Source organism: Xenorhabdus sp. KJ12.1, from assembly GCF_963876495.1.
Taxonomy (GTDB): domain Bacteria; phylum Pseudomonadota; class Gammaproteobacteria; order Enterobacterales; family Enterobacteriaceae; genus Xenorhabdus; species Xenorhabdus stockiae.
Map to the genome: position 1 here is coordinate 35,604 of NZ_CAWNQH010000062.1, position 25,892 is coordinate 61,495.

A 25,892-nucleotide genomic window follows, 5' to 3' on the forward strand; every position below is an offset into this window, starting at 1 on the left:
CCAGATTCGTCGGAACGAATTTGCTCAGCCAAAGGCTGGCCTCCGGTGAGAAGCAAGAGACTCTCTCATTAAAATCCCCAGTGGCATAGATAACTATGTGACTGGGGCGTCATTATGTAAAGCAAAGCAACCAGCAAAGAAATAACTGGAAAAATGAAGGGAATAATTACTGATCGCAAATAGGTGGCACGAACATTACGCCCATATCCCACGGCTGTTCAATCCATGTATTCTGAGGGATATCAATCACATAATCATCTACTAACGGACGACCTGCTGGTTTGGCAAAAATCGTCACAAAATGCGCTTTTGGATACATATCACGAATTGCCTGAGCAGTTCCGCCGGTATCAACCAAATCATCAACAACGATAAAGCCTTCTCCATCTCCTTCGGCTTTCTTCAGCACCGTTAACTCACGCTGATTATTGTGGTCATAGCTGGAAATACAGACTGTATCAACATGGCGAATACCCAGCTCACGGGCCAGCAAGGCCCCCGGCACAAGACCTCCACGACTTACAGCAATAATGCCTTTCCACTGCTCTACAGGAAGTAAACGCTGCGCCAGTTTACGGGCATGTATTTGCAACATATCCCACGTTACGACATATTTTTCGCTCATAAAATTTGATCCTGGAAACTAAGAATATTTTCAGAAAAGAGTTTGTTGCGGAATAAAGGTTGCGCGGGATTATAGTGATTTGAGCCCGCAAAAACCAGCAAAAACAAGGAACATCCTGATCCTGAAAGCGCATTACTAATCAGAAAATGGTATTCTCAGGCATAACATAGACACTGGGCAGCTCAAGATGATAAAGCCCCCCGAGATGTCAAACATTACACTTATTATTTCATCAAGATGAAGTTACAGGAGATTCGCCGTGTCCGAATTATCAACATTATCCCCCCAACCATTATGGGATATTTTTGCTAAAATTTGCTCCATTCCACATCCATCCTATCATGAGGAAGAACTTGCTTCTCACATCATTGAATGGGCTGAGGATAAAAACCTCCATGTTGAACGTGATGAAGTCGGTAATATCCTGATAAGAAAACCGGCCACAAAAGGCATGGAAGACCGTAAAACGGTCGTACTTCAGGCTCATCTTGATATGGTTCCGCAAAAGAACAACGATACACAGCACGATTTCGCGAAAGATCCTATTCGTCCTTACATTGATGGTGACTGGATAACCGCAGAAGGTACAACACTGGGCGCAGATAATGGTATTGGTATGGCTTCCGCGCTGGCAGTGCTGGCAGATGAATCTGTCAAACACGGCCCTCTGGAAGTGTTACTGACAATGACTGAAGAAGCGGGTATGGATGGCGCATTTGGTCTTCAACCGGGCTGGTTGCAGGCTGATATTCTGATCAACACCGATTCAGAAGAAGAAGGCGAAATCTATATGGGCTGTGCCGGTGGGGTAGATTATGTTTCAACACTACCACTTTCCCGCGAACCTCTGCCTGCAAACTATCAAACACTACAACTGACCATTAAAGGATTAAAAGGTGGTCATTCCGGTGGTGATATCCATCTGGGATTAGGTAATGCCAATAAATTACTGGCCCGCTTCCTTGCTGAATACAGTGATGAACTGGAGCTGAAACTGATCCATTTACAGGGGGGTACTCTGCGTAATGCAATCCCTCGTGAAGGCTCCACCATCATCGCCGTACCGGCAGCTCAACTGCCAAAACTACATCAGGTAAAAGATAATTATCTGGAAATGCTGAAGAACGAATATGCGGTCGCTGAAACTAACCTGACTCTTTTGTTGGATGACGTCAAAACCTTATCACAGGCATTAACGGCAGATTGTCAGTCCCGCTTTATCGCTATGCTGAATACAATGCCTAACGGTGTTATTCGCATGAGTGATGTTGCAAAAGGTGTTGTAGAAACATCCCTGAATGTGGGTGTTGTCAATATGGAAGAAGACCACGTCGAGGTTATCTGCCTTATCCGTTCACTGATTGAAAGTGGCAAGGCTTATGTTGTCGGGATGCTCAACTCTCTGGCTAAACTTTCCGGCGCAGAAGCAACAGCAAGTGGTGACTACCCGGGCTGGCAGCCGGATGCCGATTCTCCGGTAATGCACTTAGTGCGTGAAACTTACCACCAACTGTTCGACAGTACACCAAACATTATGGTAATTCACGCAGGTCTGGAATGTGGATTATTTAAAAAACCCTACCCTGATATGGATATGGTTTCCATTGGCCCAACTATCCGTGGTGCCCACTCACCTGATGAAAGGGTTCACATTAAGAGTGTTGGCCAGTACTGGCAATTATTGACTGCTATCCTGAAAGCGATCCCAGTGAAAGAATAATGCAGTTCTCCCCTGTCTACAGACAGGGGAATATCCCTTCTTCATATTCCCTACGCTATTTTGCAGTATCTTTTCCGTGATAGCTTCCTGTAATACTTTTTCTTTAATTTCTTTCGTAAAGCATATTTTTGTAAAACATACCCGTATAAAAGATTGCTAACAAACCCGCATTACAACTCAAGCAATAGCTGTCGTTCCAGTTGTGGGCTTTGTAATGTCACATGCAGGCCAACTAAGCGGACTCCTCTGCCTTCCCGACGTGTCTCCCAAGCCTGTTGGGCAACCTTCAGCAGATCCTGTTTATCCAGTAACGGATGAGTATGTTCCTGTGTGGTTAGCTGAAAATCATCAAATTTTAATTTAATACCCTGACGAGCAATGCGGAGATCTGGTTTGACCTTTCCCAGTCGTTTTTCCAGCTCGGGATAAAGCTGTTCAATCAACTCAACACAATCACGCCAGTCATGAATATCCTGCGCCAGCGTTTTCTCTACCCCAACAGACTTACGTAAACGATCAGGTTTTATCAGGCGCTCATCAATACCATGACAGCGCTGCCAGAGCACAAGTCCAAATTTACCCAGTTTTTTTATTAATGCTAACTTGTCATAGTTTTGTACATCAGAACAAAGTACTAACCCCATATCGGACAAGCGCCCGGCGGTGACTTCCCCCACTCCGGGAATTTTACGTAATGGCAGAGATTGCACAAAATCGTCAACCTGTGTGGGTGAAATCAAATACTGACCGTTGGGTTTATTGATATCAGAAGCTATTTTTGCCAGAAATTTAACGGGGGCAATTCCCGCTGAAGCCGTTAGCTGCAATTCATCAAAAATCACCTGTCGAATTTCTTTGGCAATTAATGTTGCTGAACCATGACAATGCTGGCTATTTGTCACATCCAGATACGCTTCATCCAGCGACAAGGGTTCGATCAACTCAGTATAGCGGGCAAAAATCTGACGGATATGTTGAGAAACTTCTTTATAGTAGGCCATACGCCCTGAAATTACTTTCAGTTGAGGACACAACTTCATTGCCATTGAGGTAGACATAGCACTGTGTACACCGTAACGGCGGGCAGGATAATTTGCAGTACTGATGACACCCCGCCTGTCAGCACTACCACCAACAGCTATCGGGATATCGCGGAGTGACGGATTATCCCGCATTTCAATGGCAGCAAAAAAGCAGTCCATATCGATATGAATAATTTTGCGCATCTGAACTCTCCACGACAAAAAATACTGTATAAATATACAGAACAAATTCATGATATGCTAATTTTTTTAATCTGTTACTGCGCAACTTTCATTTCACTATCGTCTCTCACTATCTGAACAATATTTCATCTTTGTTAAGATGAAAATTATCACCTCACGATAATTTATTAATTAGTCTAGTAACATTTAAAATAACAAAACTATCAAAATTTATTATTTATTTTCATTGATATAAAAAATAAACTGCAGTTTTGTGCAATTCATGGCAGACAGATTTAACTAAAACCAACAGCAAACAATAAACTATTACAAATCACACAAAATGAGAAACCTCTTGCACAAATATCACCCTAACATTCTCAAACCCTGTTAAATTTGACTCCAAAGTAAGGACTCTGATGAGCAACAATCGTTCTTTTTATCTATATCAGATATCTGATATTCTGTTTACTTCGTCAACAAGAGCATTTGGTATGCTATTTTCCTGGTGGATGATTGAAATACTAAAGCTAGAATTAAAACTCGGCTGGTTTATCTTTTTTTGTTGGCTATTTCAGATTTTATTCTTAATTAAATTTGGAGAAATAGGTGACAAAATAAATAAAAGAAGTGTTGTGCTGTACTGTACTATCCCTTCTTTTATTCTTTTTGTTATCTCTAACCTATTAGACAGCAATTTTTATTTATCATTAGGACTGATATATATTGCAACATCAGTTGCCACGGCTATCATTCAGCCTATAGGAATAAGTATTATTCCTGAAATAATGGATAACAAAAAACTAGACAAGGCATTTAAATATCGAGGTCTGGTAAACTCTATTAATACCATGCTTGGCCCGGCAATTTCCGGATTAATTATTCATTACTTTAATATTGATGGCTCATTGATTTTTATTGCCGTAATGTCATTACTGCCACTGATTGGGTTTTATTTTATTAAAACAAATTCAGAAAAAAAGCCAGAGGAAGCCGAACATCGCGGGCAAAAAAGTATTAGGATCATTACCAAAAATTCAACAGAGATAAGGCTTTCATTTGTTGCGGCTTTTTTTAATTTTGCGATTACACCATTAATCATGTACATCCTGCCTATTATCATTCTGAATCAGTTTAAACTAAGTGCCTTGCATGTTGGCATTGCTGAGGCAACCTTTGGGATTGGCATGATGCTAGGCAGCCTTGTTATTATCAATCAGATAAATAAGATTTTCTGTAAGGCTCATACTGCTTTTATTGCAGCATTGACTATGGCGCTCTGTATTGCCGGTATATCTCATGCCGATTCTTTTACTGAATTATGCTGTTACATGTTGATCTGTGGAATAGGGTTAGTAATTTACAATATAAATACCACCTCCATTCGTTGCCTTGCAACACCAGAAAATTATCGTAATTCAATGGAATCTAAATTCACTGCTATTTGTATGGCATCCATTCCTCTGGGCATGCTGACAGCCACTTATATTATTGAGAGTTATGATATTAAAATATTATTACTCGGCTTTTCTTTCTTCATGGCATTAATCTCATTATTGATTCTCTCTTCACCTAAATATATTGAGATATCAAAAATGTCAGAAAGCCAGTTAAATGGATACTACGAAAAAATCTATCCTGAGGCATTTTATACTAAAAAATAAATCATTACGTTGGCCTGCAATAATATTGCAATTGCAGGCCAACTTTGATTTATACCCCGTTAGGAAAAATTAGCGTCTGCCCCGGAGATTCACGATTCAAATGAATAAAGTTCAGATGCTTCTCATAATGGTCGAGAATATCACTGATAATCTGTTCTTTTGTATAACCCATCAAATCATTACCCTGAGTTCCCTCTATCAAGAAAGTTTCCAGTCGGAAATAATAAGATTTGCCTAATCTTGCGCGGTAAGTAAACCCGGGAACAGAATAACGCTGAGGCCAAATCTGATAGATAAAATTCTGCTCATCTCCCAGATCGACAATCAACTCAATTGGAGTAAGACGTTTATCTTCTTCTGACGACAGAATAGTAAACTGCACACTTGCACCACGTAACTCCAGCTCTTTTGCAACTTCCTGCATCGCAGGGCGACACACCATATCCAGCATACGCTGAGTACTTTTCGTACCGGGAAAATGCATCATACGGCTCAGGCGCTGTTTCCAGTTCAACGATCCATTATCATGCACCAATGTCGGAGATGTATTCTGCAATGCGCTGGCTTTGCGGAAATCCTCAACCCGCAACGATTTATACAACCCCGCCATGATAAAAAAGATCACAAAACTAAAAGGCAACCCCATAATTACCGTCATATTCTGTAACGCTGAAATGCCATCAGTCATCAAAATACCCAGCGTCAGTACACCAATCGCCACAGACCAGAATATCCGCAACCAGTTCGGTGCATCGTTATTAATGTCACTGAGATTAGAAGTAAAATTACCTAAAACCAGCGAGCCAGAATCTGCTGACGTAACATAAAACAGCAGCCCTGTAATTGTGGCAACAGAAGCACTCAACGTGAAAGCCGGATAAAGTGCCAGCAGGTTATAAAACCCCCGCTCAGGATGAACTAACACCGTTTCCGCTAATTCGTGGTTGCCGTGAATAATTTCGTATAACGCGCTATTGCCAAAAACAGACAGCCAAATCAGGGTAAACACAAATGGAATGATCAGAGTACCCATCACAAACTGGCGGATCGTACGACCTCGGGAAATACGGGCAAGAAATAATCCGACAAACGGTGACCAGGCAACCCACCACGCCCAGAAGAACAACGTCCAGCTATTCATCCACTCCGTCGGGCGCTCAAACGCGAAGCTATTGAGAGTCATGCCCATAAACCGGCTGATGTAATCACCCACATTCTGTACCAGCCCATTAAGCAGAAACTCTGTATCTCCCACAAACAGAATAAACAGCACTAATCCTAACGCCAGCAGTACATTCAGCTCAGACAGAAACCGAATACCTTTGTTCACACCAGAGATGACAGACACTGTTGCCACAATAACCGACAGCAATATCAGCCCGCCCTGAACCCCCAATCCCTGCGGCAGTCCAAACAACACTTTTAGTCCGTAGTTTAACTGTACAACCCCGATCCCAAGTGTTGTCGCGATGCCGAAAATCGTCCCTATCACTGCGGCAATATCCACAGTATGACCAATCGGTCCTTTGATACGATTCCCGAAAATAGGGTAAAGCGCCGAACGGATAGTTAATGGCAGATTGTAACGATAACTGAAATAGCCCAGTGCAATCCCCATCAAAGCATACATAGACCAGCCCGTCAGGCCATAGTGAAACAGTGTCCACACCATCGCCTGACGAGCTGCTTCAATTGTTTCCCCTTCACCCGTTGGCGGACGCATATATTGAGTAATCGGCTCAGCCACGGAGAAAAACATCAAATCAATGCCTATGCCAGCCGCAAACAACATTGCCGCCCAACTGAGCAGACTGAACTCAGGTTTGGATTGTTCCGGCCCCAGCTTAATAGCGCCAAAGCGGGAAGCTGCCACAAAAATGACAAAGACAATGTAAAGCGTGGCTGCCAGCAAGTAGTACCAACCAAATGTTTTCGAAACCCAGTTCAGGGTGTTTTTTATCCAGATGCTTGTTGCATCCGTAAAGAAGAGCGTGAAAAGCGAAAAGAGAATAATTAATGCGGCTGAGGTAAAAAAAACGACAGAGTTTAGTGAATCCTTCTGAGTATTTTTTGGACTGTCTCCGGTATTCATAGGCAGTTCCTGAAGTAAGTTAAAAGAAAAAAACAAAAAAGAGCAATATCCATAATATATTGAATAACATGATAAAAATTAAAACACTTTCTATAACCCCAACTAACTTTTGTAAAAATATTGTAATAAAACATATTTAATTTTGATTGAACATTCAATCAAAAAAAAGTTTAATAGCCATCGAATCATTGATTGCTGAGCGTAAAGTCATGCCCAAAGTTGGAATACAGTCAATAAGAAAACAGCAACTTATTGATGCTACATTAGCTGTCATCAATGAAGTTGGAATGCAGGAAGCAAGTATTGCGCAAATAGCCAAAAAAGCGGGCGTTTCTAACGGTATCATCAGCCATTACTTCAAAGATAAGAATAAGTTACTTGAAGCGGCCATGCGGCACTTATTGCATCAACTCCAGATGGCGGTGGCGCGACGATTAAGGTTGCTCGATAACGCAACCCCTCTTCACAGGCTAAAAGCCATCATTGAAGGAAATTTTGACACCAGTCAGATTAATAGTGCAGCCATGAAAACCTGGCTGGCTTTTTGGGCAAGCAGTATGCACCAACCCAGTTTATACCGCTTACAGCAAGTCAACGAACGTCGGCTATATTCCAATATCTGTGTCGAATTCAGCAGGGCTTTGCCCAGAAGAGAAGCACAGCTTGCAGCACAGGGGCTGGCAGCTCTGATTGACGGCATCTGGCTGAGAAGTGCCTTAAGTAGCAAACCTTTTGACGTAGAAAGTGCATTCACTATTACTTTCGATTACATCGAACAGAAACTCAGATGACCACTCTTCCTGAATTCTGACCTAAGGAGAACCCATGACCCGTTTTGGTTTACAGAAACTTTATATCCACGGTGCTTATGTTGACAGTACCCATCCTGATAAAAATATTTTTGATGCTGTCAATCCGGCTAATGGTGAAATCATTGCACAGCTACAATCTGCAACTGAACAGGATGTCCAACTAGCAGTGGAAAGTGCGCAAAAAGGGCAGAAAATCTGGGCAGCTATGACGGCGACAGAACGTTCCCGGATCCTGCTTAAAGCCGTTGATATTCTGCGTGAACGCAATAATGAACTGGCTGAACTGGAAACGCTGGATACCGGTAAACCGCTCTCTGAAACCCAGCAAGTTGACATCGTTACCGGTGCCGATGTTCTGGAATATTATGCGGGCCTGATCCCGGCACTCGAAGGCCAGCAAATTCCATTGCGTGAATCCTCTTTTGTTTATACACGGCGAGAACCGCTGGGTATCGTCGCAGGTATCGGGGCATGGAACTACCCAATCCAAATTGCTCTGTGGAAATCAGCCCCCGCTCTGGCAGCCGGTAATGCCATGATTTTCAAACCCAGTGAAGTGACATCCCTCACCGCCCTGAAACTTGCTGAAATTTATACCGAAGCGGGTCTGCCTGATGGTGTCTTTAACGTACTGACAGGCATGGGGCATGAAGCGGGCCATTATCTGGCTGTCCATCCGAAAATTGCCAAAATGTCTTTTACCGGCGGAATCACTACCGGTAAAAAAGTGATGGCTAATGCATCCGGTTCAACACTGAAAGAAGTCACGATGGAACTGGGTGGAAAATCTCCGCTGATTATTTTTGACGATGCCAATCTGGATCGGGCGGCCGATATTGCCATGATGGCAAACTATTTCAGCTCTGGTCAGGTCTGTACTAACGGCACACGTGTTTTTGTCCCGAAAACACAGCTTCCCGATTTTGAAAATAAAATAATGGAGCGCGTTAAACGTATCCGCATTGATTCACCTCTCGATCTGAATACTAATTTTGGCCCTCTGGTGAGTTTCCCCCATATGGAATCGGTGCTGCGCTATATAGAAAGCGGTAAAAATGCGGGCGCTCGGTTGCTGTATGGTGGTCAACGCCTGATGGACGGTGAGCTGGCGAAAGGGGCATTTGTCGCACCAACCGTCTTCACAGACTGCACAGATGACATGCTTATTGCACGGGAAGAAATTTTCGGCCCGGTGATGTCTATTCTGGCCTATGAAACGGAAGATGAAGTCATCGCCCGTGCTAACAATACGGATTACGGCCTCGCCGCCGGAGTGGTGACAAACGATCTCTCCCGCGCCCATCGCGTAATCCACCAGCTGGAAGCTGGGATCTGCTGGATCAACACTTGGGGGGAATCACCGGCTGTGATGCCGGTCGGCGGCTATAAACATTCCGGTGTCGGTCGCGAAAACGGATTGGTCACACTGCAACATTACACACAGACTAAATCTGTGCAGGTTGAACTGGGTGATTTTGAATCGCTATTTTAAATAATGACTGAAACAGAGGAGATAACAATGGTATTTGACTACATTATTATCGGTGCTGGTTCAGCGGGTAATGTGCTTGCAACTCGTTTAACGGAAGATCCGAATATCACTGTCCTGCTGCTGGAAGCTGGCGGGCCTGATTATCGATTTGACTTTCGCACTCAAATGCCAGCAGCGCTGGCATATCCCTTGCAGGGAACCCGTTATAACTGGGCGTATGAAACCGATCCTGAACCCTATATGAATAATCGCCGTATGGAATGTGGACGAGGCAAAGGGTTAGGAGGCTCATCACTGATCAACGGCATGTGTTATATCCGTGGTAATGCGCTGGATTTTGACCACTGGGCAAAACAGCCGGGTCTGGAAGACTGGTCATACCTTGATTGCCTGCCTTATTTCCGCAAGGCTGAATCACGAGATATCGGTCATAACGATTATCATGGCGGAGATGGCCCCGTCAGCGTGACAACGCCAAAAGCCGGTAATAATGAACTTTTCCATGCAATGGTGGAAGCGGGTATTCAGGCGGGTTATCCGGCTACGGATGATCTGAATGGTTACCAGCAGGAAGGCTTTGGTCCGATGGATCGCACTGTTACTCCCAAAGGCCGTCGTTCCAGCACTGCTCGTGGTTATCTGGATCAGGCCAGACAGAGGGCTAACCTGACCATCATTACCCATGCCTTAACGGATACAATCACATTTGAAGGTAAAACCGCGGTTGGAGTTACTTTTTATCAGGGTAATAATTCCGTACTAACGCAGGTTACAGCACAAAAAGAAGTTTTACTTTGTGCCGGTGCAATAGCTTCTCCACAGATTTTACAGCGTTCAGGGGTTGGCCCTGAGGAAGTTCTGAAAGAATTATCGATTCCTGCGGTGCATATCCTGCCGGGAGTCGGGCAAAATCTTCAGGATCACCTTGAGATGTATCTGCAATACGAATGCCTCAAACCTGTTTCGCTCTACCCTTCTCTCAAATGGTACAACCAGCCCATGATTGGTGCAGAATGGTTATTTAAGGGAACGGGAGTAGGTGCCAGCAATCAGTTTGAAGCCGGTGGTTTTATCCGCACCAGTGAAAAATTTGACTGGCCCAATATTCAGTTTCATTTCCTGCCGGTAGCCATCAATTACAATGGCAGCAATGCAGTCAACGAGCATGGTTTTCAGGCTCATGTTGGTTCGATGCGTTCCCCGAGCCGCGGTCACGTAAAAATCAAATCCCGTGACCCACGCCAGCATCCGAGTATTCTGTTTAACTACATGTCTACCGAACAGGACTGGCAAGAATTCCGCGATGCTATCCGTATCACGAGAGAAATTATGGCACAACCTGCTCTCGCTCCCTATTGTGGTCGGGAGATAAGCCCCGGAGCAGATATTCAGACAGATGACCAACTGGATGCTTTTATTCGTGAACGTGCTGAAACCGCTTTTCACCCATCCTGTAGCTGCAAAATGGGGCTTGATGAGATGACAGTGGTTGATGGTCAGGGACGTGTACATGGCGTTGAGCATTTACGGGTCATCGACGCCTCTATTATGCCGGAAATCATTACCGGTAATCTGAACGCCACAACGATTATGATGGCAGAGAAAATTGCGGATAATATTCGGGGGAATATACCTCTGCCCCGCAGTCAGGCAAAATACTATGTCGCCAATGGCGCTCCCGTCCGAAAATCAGGGCTAAGCAGTTCGTCTACAAATTAATACTTATACTCTATGGATTTCGAGTTGCACCGCGGCGGCGAGGGAACACATCCCCGGGAGCATAGAAAACTATGTGACTGGGGGGTGTGAGCGTAGCCAACAAAGAGGCAGCTTGAAAGACGACGGGTATATTGAAAAGTCGATTATTAATACGGGAAATAGCATATACACAATGGATTTCAAGATGCGTCGCGGCGGCAAGGGAGTAAATCCCCAAGAGCATAGATAACTATGTGACTGGGGTGAACGAGCGCAGCCAACAAAGAGGCAACTTGAAAGACGAAGTGTATAGTTATTTATTCGCTATTTTTCCCGTATTAAATATGCTGGTTACAACAAATCTAATTCCATAAAAATATGCTCTGCTCCATCTTCCATATAGATTTCACCTTTGGTTTGATAACCAAGGCTTTCATAAAATGGCTGAGCATGACATTGTGAGGATAAACCAATCGTCGCCACCCCATTTTTGCGGGCATAATTCTCAACAAATTCCATCACCAGACGACCAATTCCTTGACCCCGATAGGCTTTCAAAACAGCAACACGCCCCACTTTGAGCATATCGTTGTGCTGTGGAACAGCTCTTAAGACAGCAATAGGATTTTCAGCATCAAATACCACGACATGCAGGGCAATATCATCATATTCGTCAATGTCAATTTCATCAGCAAATCCTTGCTCATCCGTGAAAACGTACTTACGGATATTGAAAGCATGCTGAATTAATTCAGGGTCTTGTCTTCCTAAACTGTGTTTTATTTTCATTGTTATATCCTAAAAATAATGACGTACAGAAGAATGGAATAGTAAAAATAGTGACAAGAATGTAAAAAAACAAGGGCGCTCTTTACCAGAGCGCCCTTCTGATTTCAACTAACAAACTATATCCAATGGATTTATAAAAGAAACTCGAAAGAGGGAAGGTATTATCCTTCTTCTTTCTTACCATCATCACCTTTAAGTTTATTAATTAAATCATCCGTTTTTTTATCGGCCTCGGACTTTATTTCTTTCGATTTCGATTTTGCATCATCTGTAAGCTGATTAATTTTATCCGTAGCCTGCTGCTGTATTTCCCCTGTTTTATTTTTCAGCTGATCAGCTGCGTCATTGACAGATTTCGTGATGTCATTCTTTAAATCTTCCGTTTTGGATGGCAGTTGGCTTATGGTTTTCTCCGTCGAACTCCCCGTATTACTCTGGACGTCCTTCGAATTATTTACCGCTTTCTGGTCTTCATGATTAGCATTATCTTGGATTCCCTGTGGCTTTTCCTTTGTATCAAAGTTGAGCTGCTCTGAATCCGTCTTCATTTGCGTTGCACTATCTTCAACTGGTTTGGTTGAATCTTCCGCTTTTTTGGCTGCATCATCACAGCCCGCAATGAATGCCACAATTCCAACCAGAAACAGAGCACTAAGAATCTTCTTCATTGACTAACCCCTTGCACTTACGGAAATAACCTTGCAAATGGGTGTCCTGGCTTTCTGTGCCAAAACATCCATAAGCTCTTTGTCGTAAACCTTGCCGATAAAAATAATTCTCATTTTTATCTGCCCGATTTGCTCTCTTGGGTGACTTATAGCAATGCAATATTTCATACAGACATATTTCGGGAAATTTATGGCAAATAATAGTCAAAATTTAGGAAAACGCCCAATCGCAACTTTTATCCGAAAAATTTTAAACGGAACATTTTCTGGCACTCTGGTGCTGGGAACAGCATTTTCCAGCTCAGTTTCAGCTGCTGAAAATCCTTCTGACCAAAAGCCAGAAAAGAAAAATGAGGTGATGCAGCTATCCACGCTTTCTGTTGTGGGAAGTACCCGCAACAGTACCAGTGCAGGTAGTTCAGCACTCAAAAAAGAAGATATTGACCGGACTCAGGCGGATAATATTGCTGAGCTGCTCGGACAGCTGCCCGGCGTTTCGATGTCCGGTTCAGTACGCCCCGGAGGACAAACATTAAATATCTGGGGAATGGGGGATCAAGAAGATGTCAAAGTGACACTGGATGATGCTCCAAAAGGGTTTGAGAAATACCGTCAGGGATCTATCTTCATTGAACCGGAATTAATCAAACGCATTGATGTCGATAAAGGGCCGCATAATATTTTAAATGGTAATGGTGGATTTGGTGGCTCAATTAAAGTTGTGACTAAAGATGCCAATGACTTATTGCTCCCTGATGAGGATTGGGGTGGATTTATTAAGCAAAGCTTCCATACCAATGATCGGCAGTGGATCAACAGCGCTGCATTATATGGCAGAGATTCGAATGGCTACGCGGATGGCTTACTGTATTTCAGCAAACGAGATGGTCATAATATCAAGCGCCCCGATGGGACACGTTTTGAGTTTTCACAAAATAATCAAACTTCCTATTTATTGAAAACCAATTTCTATCCTAATGATGCAAATACTATTAGCTTATCGGCTATGCGCACTGAGTCGGATGGCTGGAAACCGTGGGCTGCGAAGCGGGATAAAATGAATGTACCGTCAGAATGGGAAGTAGAAAAATATGGTTGGGATGGTGCATGGCAAAGAAAACTGGTCTTTCGTGATCAGACGGATCAAAATTATAGCGTCAAATGGAATATTGCACCGGAAGAGAACCTTTGGCTGAATCTGACACTAACTAACACCTATTCGAAGACAAAACAAAATGATCGCCGCCCGACAGATGTCTCCGGTAATTATGCCTCTTCTATGGGACAGAAAAGCTGGGTTGATTACACAGATATTCTTTCTGATATTAACAATAAAAGCGTATTCTCAACCGGAAATATTGAACATGAGCTAATGATTGGAGCCAAATGGCATAAAAATCAACGCAACGTGTTAATGTTCAATAAAAGCAAAAGCAAAAGTAAAAATATACAAGAAAATGCTGAATATAATTACGGTTATTATCAACCTTACTATATGCCAGCAGGTACTCAGCATACCTACAGCCTGTATATGCAGGACTCTCTGAAACTGGGTAGTGTTACAGTTACACCGGGAGTGCGTTATGACCATGTGAAAAATATCGGAGAAGAAAATAAGGCTCCCCGTTTTAATAATAAATCTCCCGAAGCCAACCATGACTACAGCAGTGTCACTTACACTGGCTGGACACCTCATCTGGGCTTAATGTGGAAAACCAGTCAGAATATCTCACTGTTTGCAGATATCAGCCACACATGGAGAGCACCACTAGTAGATGAGCAGTATGAGGTTCAATCAAATGACTCCAGCGTCCCTGGTTCCAGCCGCAACCTAGATACTGAAAAAATGACCGGGATACGACTTGGGGCCATACTTGATTACGATAATCTGATGCTTGAGAATGACAGCTTACAAATCCGTACTACGCTATTCCGTAATCGGGGAAAAGATGAAATTTTCAAAAGATATGGAATTTATTGTGAACAACACGGCAAAAATGGTTTACGTGATACATGTGGAAAACCGCTATCCAATTACCGTAATATGCCTGGATATACTATAGAAGGACTAGAAATAGAAACTTTCTACGATAGCCAGACCCTGTTTGGTAAATTATCTTACTCCACTATGCGTGGACAGCGCGATACTTCACCGCGCGACCCATGGATAGGACATAAAACATGGTGGGATCAAATACCTCCAACTTCATTGCGCTCTACGCTCGGGTTTAAAATACCACTCTTACAAATGAAGATGGGCTGGAAAGGCGACTTCATCCGCAAACAAGACCGTTCACCTGCAGATGGCGATCCAAAAGCGAAAGAGTGGTCACTGGCAAAAACAGCAGGTTATGCCCTACACGGCTTGTTTGCCAGCTGGCAGCCACATTTCATACAAGGTTTTGAGGCGCGCATTACTGTCGATAACCTGTTCAACCGTGATTACCGCTCGTACTTAGGAGAAGCTGGTGCAGGTATTGGCCGCAACTATAAACTCAGTATTTCACAGCAGTTCTAACTAGTATTAAACCCTCATACAATATACCCTCTTAATTTTTAAGAGGGTTATTAATACAATCTGCTATTGACTTCCATCAATAAATAAAAATAATAATCATTATCAAATTTATTCATTCAGGCAATATCACATGGCTGTGCAAAAAAGCACATTCGGACACAATGAAATAGCCCATCAGCTTTATAACGAATACCACGAATGGCTGCTGAGCTGGATCAAACAGAACTGTGCTAGTCTCAACCATGCAGAAGACCTCACCCATGATGTTTTTATCAAATTGATGCAATATCCGGATATGACTGAGATCCGTTATCCCAAAGCGTTTTTAATTACTATCGCTCGCAGAACCATCGCTAATTATTACCGCCGGAAAAAGCTCGAAGAGAATTATTTGGACTATATCAGTGCAGTGCCGAAAAACACGTCCTATCCAACAGAACATCAGCTTATGCTGCTGGAGCAGTTAGAAAAGATAGACAGCACTCTTGATAAGCTACCAATAAAAGTCAGGCAGGCATTTTTGCTGACTCAGCTGCAAGGGATGCGCTATAAAGAAGTCGCAGAAGATCTTGGGATCTCCATGAGTTCGGTAAAAAGTTACTTACAACAGGCGCATAAAAGGTGTCACCCTCTTAATTCACTATAAAAAATAAAACCCGCTGCTTTTTCTGACAGCGGGCTATTTCAAATTACTTCAAATACCATTTCTCAATTGATTTGAAAAACGAAAATACATCAAAGAATGCGATTTTTCTCTAACTGAGCAAGGCGAGCAGCTTCTCTTGCTTCACGCTTTTTACGAGCATCGCAGGGTTCAGGACAATCACAAACTTTCTCAACACCGATGCTTCCCAAACCGCCACAACTTCCCTGAATGCTTTTGCGTTTAAAAATATAACCTAACGCCATTCCCGCAAAGGCCAGCAGGAAAAAGATAAAGGCTGCGATAAAGACTTCCATAACCTTCCCTCTTATTTCTTCTGTTGTAAATCGTCTTTCTGTTGTAAATAGTACTTAAAGGCCGGGCTATAACGTTCTTCAAAACCATCTTTAGTTTTGACAATCATAAAGACCGGAATGTTCAGCTTCTCAGCCATTTCCATTCCCTTTTCCGGCCCCAGAACATCTATCCCGGTAGAAAAACCATCAGCACTCATACAGCTTGGAGCAATAACCGTGATTGAAACCAGATTATGCGCGATAGGTCGGCCTGTTTTAGGATTAATCGTGTGTGAATAACGTACGCCATTCTGTTCAAAGTAATTACGATAATCACCCGATGTTGCTACAGCCATATTACCCGGTGCAATAATTTCCTGAGCACTTTGTGTCATTCCGCTATCGGAGGGTTTTTCAATCGCAATTCGCCAAGGTGTCCCTTTTCCATTATTGCCTGCAGTGCGGACTTCTCCGCCAATATCAACCATGTAATTACCGATATTCTGAGAAGCCAGATATTCCGCCACAACATCAACACCGTAGCCTTTGGCAATGGAAGAAAGATCAACATACAACTCAGGAATGGATTTAATCAGACTATTACCTTCAACAGATAGTTTATCGATGCCAATCCATGCGCGACGTGTTGCCAGTTCATCCTCTGTTGGTGCCTTCGTTACGCGCCCTTCCGGCCCGAAACCCCATAGATTCACTAATGGCCCGACAGTGACATCCAGCGCACCATCCGTCAGCTTATTAATGCGGATGGCTTCTTTAACAACCTTGGCGGTGGCTGCAGATACCGGAAAAGGCGTATTCACTTCATGGCTTTGATTAAAACGACTCAATTCAGAATTTGGCCGGTAAGTGGACATCTGATCGTTTACTTCCTCCAGTAAACGATCAATCTCTTTTTGCATGTTTTCCGGAGAGGGAACTGATGAATCAGCAACATATTTGACGGAGTAATAAGTCCCCATCGTTTGCCCACTCAGATTCTGCTGTTCAGGGCCACCACATGCTGACAACAACATTGCCGCCAGTAGCATTACACCCCAGTTGATAATTTTTTTATTCAACATAACTTACTCTTTCTGAATCGTCAGCGCCCACAAAATGTGGGCGCTTATCGTTAAATCAAAGTGTTATATACCCACACAATTTACTGCCATTGTGGGGGATATATATCATGGCCTGATTCAAATCATCAGCCACCGAAATCATCCAGCAGGATGTTTTCATCTTCTACACCAAGATCTTTCAGCATCTTAATGACTGCTGCGTTCATCACCGGAGGCCCACACATGTAGAACTCACAATCTTCCGGTGCCGGATGGTCTTTCAGATAGTTTTCATACAGAACATTATGAATAAAGCCTGTGTAACCATCCCAATTATCTTCCGGCAGGGCATCAGACAATGCCACGTGCCATGTAAAGTTCTCATTCTCTGCCGCCAGCTGATCAAAATCTTCGGTATAGAACATTTCGCGCTTAGAACGAGCACCATACCAGAAAGTGATCTTACGCTTGGAACTCAGTCTTCTCAGCTGATCAAAGATATGCGAACGCATTGGTGCCATACCTGCGCCACCACCGATAAAGACCATCTCTGCATCAGTATCTTTCGCAAAGAACTCACCAAATGGGCCGGAAATAGTGACTTTATCACCCGCTTTCAGTGACCAGATATAAGAAGACATGATACCCGGTGTCACGTCAGGATTTCTTGGCGGCGGTGTTGCAATACGCACATTCAGCATAATGATGCCGTGCTCTTCCGGATAGTTCGCCATAGAATAGGCACGAACAGTTGGTTCAGTCACTTCAGAAACATAGCGGAACAGGTTAAATTTATCCCAGTCCTCACGGTATTCATCCGGTACATCAAAATCGGAATAACGGGCAACATGTGGTGGACATTCAATCTGAATGTAACCACCAGCACGGAATGGTACAACTTCCCCATCAGGAATTTTCAGTTTTAATTCCTTAATGAAAGTCGCTTTATTATCGTTAGAGATAACTTCACATTCCCACTTTTTAACGCCGAATATTTCTTCCGGCAATTCAATTTTCAGGTCTTGCTTAACATTAACCTGACATGCCAGACGGCAGCCTTCTTTCGCTTCGCGTTTGTTAATGTGAGACAGCTCGGTAGGCAGAATGTCACCACCACCGTCCTTGATTTTTACACGGCACTGACCACAAGATCCACCGCCGCCACAAGCAGAGGAAACGAAAATCCCCTGATTAGCCAGCATACCCAATAACTTGTCACCGGCAGGAGCAGTAAAACTTTTATCCTCATCGCCGTTGACTTCAACTTTAATATCCCCGGTGTTCACCAGCTTCGATTTTGCGAACAAAATCATTGCTGTCAGTGCCAACACAATCAGGGTAAACATTACTACGCCTAGAATGATTATATCCATGAATTCTTCCCGCCTTTAGAGCTGCACGCCGGAGAAGGACATAAAGCCCAATGCCATCAGCCCGGTGGTAATAAAGGTGATCCCCAGTCCTTTCAAACCCGCCGGAACATCCGCATATTTCATTTTTTCACGGATTGCGGCCATCAGAACAATTGCCAGCATCCAGCCCATACCTGAACCGAAACCATATACGATGGATTCGCTGAAGTTATAGTCGCGCTGGGCCATGAAAGAAACACCACCAAAAATCGCACAGTTTACCGTAATCAACGGCAGGAAAATCCCCAATGCGTTGTAAAGGGCGGGAACGTAGCGGTCGAGGATCATTTCCAGTATCTGTACCAGTGCAGCAATCACACCGATAAAGGTAATGAAGTTCAGGAAGCTCAGGTCAACGCCATCAATCAGGGCACCATCACGGAGTACCAGATTGTAAACAAGGTTGTTGGCAGGAACCGAAATCCCCAGAACAACCGTTACGGCAACGCCCAAACCAAAAGCGGTTTTTACGTTTTTGGATACCGCCAGAAAAGTACACATACCGAGAAAAAAGGATAACGCCATATTCTCGATAAAGACGGCACGGACAAACAAACTAATATAATGTTCCATGTTGCCTGTTACTCCTTATCAACCTGCTCAGGCTTCAGAGTCCGCAGACCCCAAATCAGCATACCAATGATGAAGAATGCACTTGGTGCCAGCAGGAACAAGCCATTAGGCTGATACCAACCGCCATTCTTGATGGATTCCATCACTGTAATGCCCAACAGTTTTCCTGAGCCAAACAGCTCGCGCAAAAAACCCACCAGTAACAGAATGACACCGTAGCCCAAACCGTTACCAATACCATCCATAAAGCTTTCCACCGGTGGCGCTTTCATGGCGTAGGCTTCTGCGCGGCCCATTACGATACAGTTAGTGATGATAAGGCCAACAAACACGGATAACTGTTTTGAGATTTCATAGGCATACGCCTGTAAAATCTGGTCTACCACAATAACCAGCGATGCGATGATCGCCATCTGTACGATGATTCGCACACTGCCCGGAATGTAGTTACGAATCAATGAAATAAAGAAGTTAGAGAATGCTGTTACCAGTGTTACAGCAATCGTCATTACCAGCGCAGTTTCCAGTTTGGTTGTTACAGCCAATGCTGAACATACCCCCAAAACCTGCAATGCTATCGGGTTATTATCAAACAACGGCCCAAGCAGGACGCGTTTTATCTCTTTGCTATCAGCCATCTTTCAGGGCTCCCTCGCGTACTTTTTTCAGGAACGGACCAAAACCGTTATCACCCAACCAGAAATCAAACATATGCTGAACACCGTTGGAAGTCAGAGTCGCTCCGGACAAACCATCTACACCGTAAGGATTATCACCGGCTCCACCACGAACGATTTTAATCGCCGGCGCACCTTCCGGGTTATACAGTTTTTTACCAACCCATTGCTTACGCCATTGTGGGTTATCAACTTCACCACCCAGACCCGGAGTTTCGCCGTGAGAATAGTAAGTAATGCCGCGAGATGTTACGCCATCCACATCAATAGAAATAAACGCATACATCATTGACCACAAACCTGAACCGTAGATTGGCAATACCAGCTCAGTGGTTTTACCCTGCTCATCTTTGACCAGATAGATTTCGGCCATATCAGCGCGACGGCGGATTTTTGCCAAATCCTGTTTCGATGATAAAGCGATACTGGTTTCATCACTGCGCAGAGCATTATTCAGGTCAAACTTACCATCACTTTTTTCAAGTGCTGCCGTTTTCAAATTAAGTAATTCAGGTTGAATACGACTGTCATACACTTCTTTAATTTCTGCTGTTGTCATGTCTGGCTTGAGCAAACCGGCAACATCCAGAATATTGCGCTGCTTATCCAGCAGTTTCTGTTCCTGCTGCTGCGCTTTCAAACCTACGGCTGAACCAGCAACGACAATCGAACATACAAGGCACAGCACAAAAACAACGAGAAACGTTCTGCCGATGCTGTCATTATTTTTTGGTTTATCATTAGCCACGGGCTTTTCTCCGCTTAATATTGGCCTGCACGACCAGATAATCGAACAGTGGCGCGAACAGGTTAGCGAACAGAATCGCCAACATCATCCCTTCTGGGTAAGCTGGGTTCACAACCCGGATCAGAATACACATGACCCCGATCAGAATACCGTATGCCCACTTACCTTTATCCGTAAATGCAGCAGATACCGGGTCTGTAGCCATAAAGATCATGCCAAATGCGAAACCGCCCAGAACCATGTGCCAGTACCAAGGCATAGCAAACATCGGGTTAGTATCTGAACCAATTGCATTGAACAGATAGGACATGGCAATCATACCGACCATGACACCAGCAACGATGCGCCATGAAGCGATGCGGGAAAACAGAATAATGGCACCACCGATGAAAATCATCAGAGTGGAAACTTCACCCACTGAACCCGGGATGTTACCAAGGAAAGCATCCATCCATGTTACAGGCTGCCCTGAAATGGTGTTCATCAGAGCGTGCTGACCTGCATTCGCCCACTGAGACAGCGGAGTCGCACCGGAAAAGCCATCAGCCGCAGTCCAGACCAGATCACCTGAGATTTGCGCAGGATAAGCAAAGAACAGGAAAGCACGGCCTGCCAGTGCTGGGTTAAGGAAGTTACGCCCGGTTCCGCCAAAGATTTCTTTTGCGACAACAATACCAAACGTAATACCCAGTGCCGCCTGCCATAATGGCAGCGTTGGCGGAACAATCAGTGCGAACAGAATCGAGCTGACAAAAAAGCCTTCGTTGATTTCATGTTTACGGATAATGGAAAATAAAACTTCCCAAAAACCCCCAACAACAAAAACAACCGCATAAATTGGCAGGAAATAGGTTGCGCCCAACAGCATTTTGCTGCCCCACCCTGCATCCGGTGTCAGTGATGCACCAAGATACTGAGCCAGCATATAATGCCAGTCTGAAGACAGAACCTGCTGTAATGCCTCTCCGCTGTATAGATGGGTCAGGGCTGGTATCGCCTGATTCCCGACGTTATACATTCCCCAGAACATCGCCGGAAAAACAGACATCCATACCAGAATCATCATACGCTTGAGATCGATGGCATCACGGACGTGAGTTTTCCCTTTTGTCACCGTGCCCGGCGTGTAAAAGACGGTGCTCACTGCCTCATAGAGAGGATAATATTTTTCCAGCTTGCCACCGGCCTCAAAGTGATGTTCTACTTTTTCAAAATAATTTTTCAGGCCCATGAATTACCCTTCCTGCTCAATCTTAGTCAGCACTTCACGCAGTACCGGACCATACTCATATTTACCCGGGCAAACATAAGTACACAGTGCCAAATCTTCTTCATCTAACTCCAGACAACCCAGAGCCTGAGAACCGTCAGTGTCCCCAGCCAGCAGATCACGAAGCAAGTGAGTAGCCATGATATCCAAAGGCATTACTCGCTCATAGTTACCGATTGGCACCATGGAGCGATCTCCGCCATTTGTGGAAGTTGAGAAAGCAAACCGCTTCTTTTTCAGGAAATGACCGATAGTGGTGCGGGTAATGGAGAATTTATTCGTACCGGGAGCTATCCAGCCAAACAACTCTTTCTCACGGCCTTCAGACAGAACAGATACCAGAGTGTGGAAACGACCCAGATAATGATGAGCTTCATCTGATTTAGCGCCACACAATACTGAACCGGAAATAATACGGTTTTCACCCTCTTTAAGCTGCCCGTGAGTCACTTCCAGCAAGTCAGCACCCAGACGGGAACGAACCAGACGCGGTGTTTTAACCTGCGGCCCCGCCAGAGAAATGACGCGATCAGTATACAATTCACCGGTAGTGAATAGCTTACCGATAGCAATAACATCTTGATATCCAAGATGCCATACTGCTTTTTGAGCACTGACCGGTTCAATGAAATGAATATGTGTTCCAACCAACCCAGCCGGATGCGGCCCGACAAACTGGCTGTAAGTAATTTGAGGGTTGTTCCCCGATGTCGGAATTTTCCCCGCGCCGTGGCAAACGTGGATTTTTCCTTCTGTCAGTTTTGACAGAACATTCAGACCATCAACAAAAGCCTCTTCTTGTGTTGCAATAACAACGGACGGATCAGCCGCCAGTGGCTGAGTATCAATTGCCGTAACAAAGATTGCCTTTGGTGTGGAGCCTGGGACAGGAGAACGACTGAAAGGACGTGTACGTAATGCCGTCCACATTCCTGATGAAAGCAGGTTTTTTTCTACCTGTTCACGAGTCAGCCCTGCAAGTTCTGTACGCTCATAACGATCAAACGTTATTTGTTCGTCACCATTAACCTCAATCACAACAGATTGCAGTACACGGCGCTCTCCACGTCCAATGGTTACAACTTTCCCACTTGCGGGACTGGTAAATACTACCCCTGGATTCTTTTTATCTTCAAAAAGAATTTGCCCTTTTTTAACATGCTCACCTTCCTTAACCAGCATAGAAGGACGCATTCCAACATATTCTTCGCCTAATAAGGCGACATGGCGAATTGTCGGACCATCTTCTATAACTTGGGCAGGCGCTCCTGCTATCGGGAGGTCGAGTCCTTTTTTAATTTTAATCATAAGATTTGCACAAGTTTATCAGTTAAATCATATGCTACAGATCACCCAGTGGTATTTCCGCGGGGTGATGCAGCGACTTCAGTAATAAAAAACAGCTTGAGCGGCATATATCTCAAGTTATTCATGCCGATAATCGTTACAATATTCTCTTAAGTTTCGCCGGCAACGATTCTAACATTTCCCCCAAACGCTGTCTGACTAATCGAGTGATTTAGCTCAAGCAAATAAGAATAATTTCTCTGCTGAACCGTTAACTACTCGATAAAGCCGAGCACAATCATCACTTTTCCCTACTACGGAGGGCTTTTTAACCAGACTGTCTTTTTATGGGTACAAAATATCGTTGTTATATTTACTCAGCATATTGCCACGACATGATAACCTCAATCGCAGGATGTCATTAAGTTATTACCTTCTTAGGTGGTTATATTATGAAAAAAAATATTCTTTATTTTTCGCTGAGCTGGCTTCTCGTTAGTGTGCCAGCATTTACTCAGGCCCAGAGCTTGTTATCAGGCAGTAAACAATTAAGTGAAAAATCACCATTAAAACAGCTCGGCTCTGATATCTTCATTCAAATATTCAAAGAAGAAAAAGTACTTGAACTCTACACCAAAAACAGCACAGGGCATTATCAATTAACCCGGCAATATCCTATCTGTAATTACTCCGGAGGGCTTGGCCCTAAGACCCTGAAAGGGGACTTAAAAAGCCCGGAAGGTTTTTACCACGTCAGCCTTAAACAGTTAAAACCCGACAGCAGCTACTACCGAGCCATTAATATAGGCTTCCCCAATCAATTTGATAAATACCGGGGTTATTCCGGCAAGAATTTAATGATCCATGGTGCATGTAAATCTATTGGCTGCTATGCCATGACCAATCTTTATATGGATGAAATATACCGGTATGCAGAAAGTGCGCTTCATCGTGGGCAACGAGAAATTAAAATTGACATTTACCCCTTCAGGATGACGTCATCAAACATGAAACGCCATCACAATAACGTCAATTACCCATTTTGGGAACAGTTGCAGCCTGCTTATGAATATTTCGTTCAACATAACACACCTGCAACTGTTAAAGTCATCAGAGGACAATATGTTTTAAATCAGGTAGCTCAATCAGACAATCAAACTCCATCAGACTATGCGTTCACCGAGGTGAAATAATGCATAACTTCCCGGTTCAATTTTATGCCAGTCTTCGTTATGCGTTAAAGGCAAAGTTGCAATCACGGATACCACATCATCAGGCTGCGTATGTTCCTGAAAATCAATTTCAATATCCTGATCAAGCAATTTTGCTTTACCGAAAGGTGAACGGCGGGTAATCCAGTGCAATTGTGTCGAACAATAAGCCAGCATAAATTGCCCATCCGATAGCAACATATTAAACACACCTTTTTCCCGAAGTTCATCTGCCAGTGATGCGATGAAACGGAATACCGCTGGCCAGTTGGAAGGCCGTTTAGGATATTTCACCGACAACTGATGTAGTATCCAGCAAAATGCCCATTCACTGTCAGTTTCACCAACCGGACGATAATTTCCCGTTTTCAGGTTACGATGCCCTTTCAATTGACCGTTATGGGCATAAGTCCAGTATCTTCCCCATAATTCACGGGTAAACGGATGAGTATTCACAAGGGATACATTGCCGCGGTTAGCCTGACGAATATGGGCAATAATAGCCTCTGATTTGATCGGATAGCCCTGAATAAAGTGGGCAACAGGAGAATGATAACAGGGCTGGTGATCTTTGAAGGTTCGATATCCAAGACCTTCATAGAAAGTAATTCCCCAGCCGTCCCTGTGAGGGCCTGTATTCCCGCCTCGCTGGATCAGACCACTCAAACTGAAAATGATATCCGTTGGCACATTGGCACTCATGCCAAGTAATTCACACATTGCCTACCTCTAACCTGAACCTGATACCTGTTAACGCTGATTGCTGTTAACACTGGTTTCTATTAACACGTTGTAATCAGGCTTTTTCCATCTCTTTTTCAATTAACTGAATCAAAATATGGATAACTTTGATATGAATTTCCTGAATACGATCCGCGTAACCGAAATGAGGCACACGAATTTCAACATCCGCTGTTCCGGCCATTTTGCCGCCATCTTTGCCGGTCAGGGTGATCACCTTCATCCCTTTCGCACGGGCAGCTTCAATTGCCTTAATAATATTACCGGAATTACCTGAGGTTGAAATTCCGAGCAGAACATCACCTTGCTGACCAACAGCTTCGATATAGCGGGAAAACACATAATCATAGCCAAAATCATTACTCACGCAGGACAGGTGGCTGGGATCAGAAATAGCGATACCAGGGTATCCCGGACGGTTTTCACGATAACGGCCTGTCAACTCTTCCGCAAAATGCATGGCATCACAATGTGAACCACCATTGCCGCAAGAAAGTACTTTTCCTCCCGCCTTGAATGAATCTGCCAACAAAACCGCCGCTTTTTGAATGGCATCAATATTGGCATTATCGTTGAGAAAGTTGGTCAGTGTCTCTACGGCTTCAGATAATTCACTGCGGATCAGATCTTGATACATGGGGCTCATACTCCTGAAAGGAAAGGTCTTCGGGATTAATAACAACAGTTATT

General features: G+C 43.9%; 23 protein-coding genes. 8 read left to right on the forward strand and 15 right to left on the reverse strand.

All coding sequences use genetic code 11. The annotated features are described in order from the left end of the window. Positions 1–166: 166 nt before the first annotated feature. Positions 167–625: a xanthine phosphoribosyltransferase gene (gene gpt, locus AACS92_RS08345; RefSeq protein WP_099110758.1), complete on the reverse strand. Its 459-nt coding sequence runs from the start codon at positions 623–625 to the stop codon at positions 167–169. 259 nt (positions 626–884) lie between these two features. On the opposite strand from gpt, the gene pepD reads away from it, so the two are divergent. Next, on the forward strand, positions 885–2,345 hold the full coding sequence (pepD, locus tag AACS92_RS08350) for a beta-Ala-His dipeptidase (protein ID WP_099110759.1): 1,461 nt from the start codon (positions 885–887) through the stop codon (positions 2,343–2,345). Between the two features lie 170 nt (positions 2,346–2,515). Here pepD and dinB read toward each other — a convergent pair whose 3' ends face one another. After that, a complete protein-coding gene (gene dinB / locus AACS92_RS08355) occupies positions 2,516–3,571 on the reverse strand; it encodes a DNA polymerase IV (RefSeq protein WP_099110760.1) in 1,056 nt (351 codons plus the stop codon). A 398-nt stretch (positions 3,572–3,969) separates the two neighbouring features. On the opposite strand from dinB, the gene AACS92_RS08360 reads away from it, so the two are divergent. Then, positions 3,970–5,214, forward strand: a complete 1,245-nt coding sequence (locus AACS92_RS08360; RefSeq protein ID WP_099110761.1) for an MFS transporter — start codon at positions 3,970–3,972, stop codon at positions 5,212–5,214. A gap of 49 nt (positions 5,215–5,263) precedes the next feature. On the opposite strand, the gene AACS92_RS08365 is transcribed toward AACS92_RS08360, so the two are convergent. Continuing rightward, positions 5,264–7,306, reverse strand: a complete 2,043-nt coding sequence (locus AACS92_RS08365) for a choline transporter (protein ID WP_099110762.1) — start codon at positions 7,304–7,306, stop codon at positions 5,264–5,266. A 209-nt stretch (positions 7,307–7,515) separates the two neighbouring features. On the opposite strand from AACS92_RS08365, the gene betI reads away from it, so the two are divergent. From betI to betA, 3 genes are read left to right on the forward strand one after another with little or no spacing between them, the layout of a single operon-like run. Further along, positions 7,516–8,097 carry a transcriptional regulator BetI gene (gene betI / locus AACS92_RS08370; protein WP_099110763.1) on the forward strand — a complete coding sequence of 194 codons (582 nt, stop codon included), beginning with the start codon at positions 7,516–7,518 and terminating at the stop codon, positions 8,095–8,097. Positions 8,098–8,131: 34 nt separating this feature from the next. Next, positions 8,132–9,610 carry a betaine-aldehyde dehydrogenase gene (gene betB, locus AACS92_RS08375; protein ID WP_099110764.1) on the forward strand — a complete coding sequence of 493 codons (1,479 nt, stop codon included), beginning with the start codon at positions 8,132–8,134 and terminating at the stop codon, positions 9,608–9,610. Positions 9,611–9,637: 27 nt separating this feature from the next. Next, positions 9,638–11,329 (forward strand): choline dehydrogenase, encoded by a 1,692-nt coding sequence (gene betA, locus AACS92_RS08380; RefSeq protein WP_099110765.1) that lies wholly within the window; start codon positions 9,638–9,640, stop codon positions 11,327–11,329. 330 nt (positions 11,330–11,659) lie between these two features. Here betA and AACS92_RS08385 read toward each other — a convergent pair whose 3' ends face one another. Next, entirely contained in the window at positions 11,660–12,097 is a 438-nt protein-coding gene (locus AACS92_RS08385; RefSeq protein WP_099110767.1) for a GNAT family N-acetyltransferase, read from the reverse strand. A gap of 161 nt (positions 12,098–12,258) precedes the next feature. After that, complete coding sequence (locus tag AACS92_RS08390; protein WP_099110768.1) at positions 12,259–12,765, reverse strand: hypothetical protein; 507 nt, start codon at positions 12,763–12,765, stop codon at positions 12,259–12,261. A gap of 190 nt (positions 12,766–12,955) precedes the next feature. Between AACS92_RS08390 and AACS92_RS08395 the strand changes: the two genes are divergently transcribed. Together AACS92_RS08395 and AACS92_RS08400 are read left to right on the forward strand one after the other, a co-directional pair. Further along, complete coding sequence (locus AACS92_RS08395; protein WP_241537972.1) at positions 12,956–15,283, forward strand: TonB-dependent hemoglobin/transferrin/lactoferrin family receptor; 2,328 nt, start codon at positions 12,956–12,958, stop codon at positions 15,281–15,283. Between the two features lie 130 nt (positions 15,284–15,413). Further along, positions 15,414–15,929 carry a sigma-70 family RNA polymerase sigma factor gene (locus AACS92_RS08400; RefSeq protein WP_099110770.1) on the forward strand — a complete coding sequence of 172 codons (516 nt, stop codon included), beginning with the start codon at positions 15,414–15,416 and terminating at the stop codon, positions 15,927–15,929. Positions 15,930–16,018: 89 nt separating this feature from the next. On the opposite strand, the gene nqrM is transcribed toward AACS92_RS08400, so the two are convergent. The 8 genes from nqrM to AACS92_RS08440 form a co-directional block, all read right to left on the reverse strand. Beyond that, on the reverse strand, positions 16,019–16,243 hold the full coding sequence (nqrM, locus tag AACS92_RS08405) for a (Na+)-NQR maturation NqrM (RefSeq protein ID WP_099110771.1): 225 nt from the start codon (positions 16,241–16,243) through the stop codon (positions 16,019–16,021). A gap of 11 nt (positions 16,244–16,254) precedes the next feature. Beyond that, entirely contained in the window at positions 16,255–17,304 is a 1,050-nt protein-coding gene (locus tag AACS92_RS08410; RefSeq protein ID WP_099110772.1) for an FAD:protein FMN transferase, read from the reverse strand. Positions 17,305–17,429: 125 nt separating this feature from the next. Then, the gene (gene nqrF, locus AACS92_RS08415) at positions 17,430–18,656 is read right to left on the reverse strand and encodes an NADH:ubiquinone reductase (Na(+)-transporting) subunit F (protein WP_099110773.1); all 1,227 of its coding nucleotides are present in this window, start codon (positions 18,654–18,656) and stop codon (positions 17,430–17,432) included. A gap of 15 nt (positions 18,657–18,671) precedes the next feature. After that, on the reverse strand, positions 18,672–19,268 hold the full coding sequence (nqrE, locus tag AACS92_RS08420) for an NADH:ubiquinone reductase (Na(+)-transporting) subunit E (RefSeq protein WP_099110774.1): 597 nt from the start codon (positions 19,266–19,268) through the stop codon (positions 18,672–18,674). Between the two features lie 8 nt (positions 19,269–19,276). Continuing rightward, positions 19,277–19,906: an NADH:ubiquinone reductase (Na(+)-transporting) subunit D gene (locus tag AACS92_RS08425; protein ID WP_099110775.1), complete on the reverse strand. Its 630-nt coding sequence runs from the start codon at positions 19,904–19,906 to the stop codon at positions 19,277–19,279. Further along, entirely contained in the window at positions 19,899–20,693 is a 795-nt protein-coding gene (locus AACS92_RS08430; RefSeq protein WP_099110776.1) for a Na(+)-translocating NADH-quinone reductase subunit C, read from the reverse strand. Before AACS92_RS08430 ends, AACS92_RS08425 begins: the two co-directional genes overlap by 8 nt. Continuing rightward, positions 20,686–21,924, reverse strand: coding sequence for an NADH:ubiquinone reductase (Na(+)-transporting) subunit B (locus AACS92_RS08435; RefSeq protein ID WP_099110777.1), 1,239 nt, complete (start codon positions 21,922–21,924; stop codon positions 20,686–20,688). Before AACS92_RS08435 ends, AACS92_RS08430 begins: the two co-directional genes overlap by 8 nt. Before the next feature lie 3 nt (positions 21,925–21,927). After that, on the reverse strand, positions 21,928–23,271 hold the full coding sequence (locus AACS92_RS08440) for a Na(+)-translocating NADH-quinone reductase subunit A (RefSeq protein ID WP_099110778.1): 1,344 nt from the start codon (positions 23,269–23,271) through the stop codon (positions 21,928–21,930). Positions 23,272–23,702: 431 nt separating this feature from the next. Here AACS92_RS08440 and AACS92_RS08445 point away from each other — a divergent pair, with 431 nt between their 5' ends. Further along, positions 23,703–24,443, forward strand: coding sequence for a L,D-transpeptidase family protein (locus tag AACS92_RS08445; RefSeq protein ID WP_099110779.1), 741 nt, complete (start codon positions 23,703–23,705; stop codon positions 24,441–24,443). Here AACS92_RS08445 and AACS92_RS08450 read toward each other — a convergent pair. Continuing rightward, positions 24,414–25,181, reverse strand: coding sequence for a class II glutamine amidotransferase (locus AACS92_RS08450; RefSeq protein WP_099110780.1), 768 nt, complete (start codon positions 25,179–25,181; stop codon positions 24,414–24,416). The two genes, AACS92_RS08445 and AACS92_RS08450, sit on opposite strands and share 30 nt — an antisense overlap. A 76-nt stretch (positions 25,182–25,257) precedes the next feature. After that, entirely contained in the window at positions 25,258–25,839 is a 582-nt protein-coding gene (gene lpcA, locus AACS92_RS08455) for a D-sedoheptulose 7-phosphate isomerase (RefSeq protein ID WP_099110781.1), read from the reverse strand. Positions 25,840–25,892 lie beyond the last annotated feature (53 nt).

Bases quoted from the DNA above. Each gene is read 5' to 3' on its own strand.
- AACS92_RS08365 (WP_099110762.1), bottom strand. From the start codon at position 7,306: ATGAATACCGGAGACAGTCCAAAAAATACTCAGAAGGATTCACTAAAC.
- betA (WP_099110765.1), top strand. From the start codon at position 9,638: ATGGTATTTGACTACATTATTATCGGTGCTGGTTCAGCGGGTAATGTG.
- AACS92_RS08390 (WP_099110768.1), bottom strand. From the start codon at position 12,765: ATGAAGAAGATTCTTAGTGCTCTGTTTCTGGTTGGAATTGTGGCATTC.
- betI (WP_099110763.1), top strand. From the start codon at position 7,516: ATGCCCAAAGTTGGAATACAGTCAATAAGAAAACAGCAACTTATTGAT.
- nqrM (WP_099110771.1), bottom strand. From the start codon at position 16,243: ATGGAAGTCTTTATCGCAGCCTTTATCTTTTTCCTGCTGGCCTTTGCG.
- lpcA (WP_099110781.1), bottom strand. From the start codon at position 25,839: ATGTATCAAGATCTGATCCGCAGTGAATTATCTGAAGCCGTAGAGACA.
- betB (WP_099110764.1), top strand. From the start codon at position 8,132: ATGACCCGTTTTGGTTTACAGAAACTTTATATCCACGGTGCTTATGTT.
- AACS92_RS08395 (WP_241537972.1), top strand. From the start codon at position 12,956: ATGGCAAATAATAGTCAAAATTTAGGAAAACGCCCAATCGCAACTTTT.
- dinB (WP_099110760.1), bottom strand. From the start codon at position 3,571: ATGCGCAAAATTATTCATATCGATATGGACTGCTTTTTTGCTGCCATT.
- nqrE (WP_099110774.1), bottom strand. From the start codon at position 19,268: ATGGAACATTATATTAGTTTGTTTGTCCGTGCCGTCTTTATCGAGAAT.
- AACS92_RS08440 (WP_099110778.1), bottom strand. From the start codon at position 23,271: ATGATTAAAATTAAAAAAGGACTCGACCTCCCGATAGCAGGAGCGCCT.
- AACS92_RS08450 (WP_099110780.1), bottom strand. From the start codon at position 25,181: ATGTGTGAATTACTTGGCATGAGTGCCAATGTGCCAACGGATATCATT.
- AACS92_RS08445 (WP_099110779.1), top strand. From the start codon at position 23,703: ATGAAAAAAAATATTCTTTATTTTTCGCTGAGCTGGCTTCTCGTTAGT.
- AACS92_RS08435 (WP_099110777.1), bottom strand. From the start codon at position 21,924: ATGGGCCTGAAAAATTATTTTGAAAAAGTAGAACATCACTTTGAGGCC.
- AACS92_RS08425 (WP_099110775.1), bottom strand. From the start codon at position 19,906: ATGGCTGATAGCAAAGAGATAAAACGCGTCCTGCTTGGGCCGTTGTTT.
- AACS92_RS08385 (WP_099110767.1), bottom strand. From the start codon at position 12,097: ATGAAAATAAAACACAGTTTAGGAAGACAAGACCCTGAATTAATTCAG.
- AACS92_RS08400 (WP_099110770.1), top strand. From the start codon at position 15,414: ATGGCTGTGCAAAAAAGCACATTCGGACACAATGAAATAGCCCATCAG.
- AACS92_RS08410 (WP_099110772.1), bottom strand. From the start codon at position 17,304: ATGTTGAATAAAAAAATTATCAACTGGGGTGTAATGCTACTGGCGGCA.
- AACS92_RS08360 (WP_099110761.1), top strand. From the start codon at position 3,970: ATGAGCAACAATCGTTCTTTTTATCTATATCAGATATCTGATATTCTG.
- nqrF (WP_099110773.1), bottom strand. From the start codon at position 18,656: ATGGATATAATCATTCTAGGCGTAGTAATGTTTACCCTGATTGTGTTG.
- gpt (WP_099110758.1), bottom strand. From the start codon at position 625: ATGAGCGAAAAATATGTCGTAACGTGGGATATGTTGCAAATACATGCC.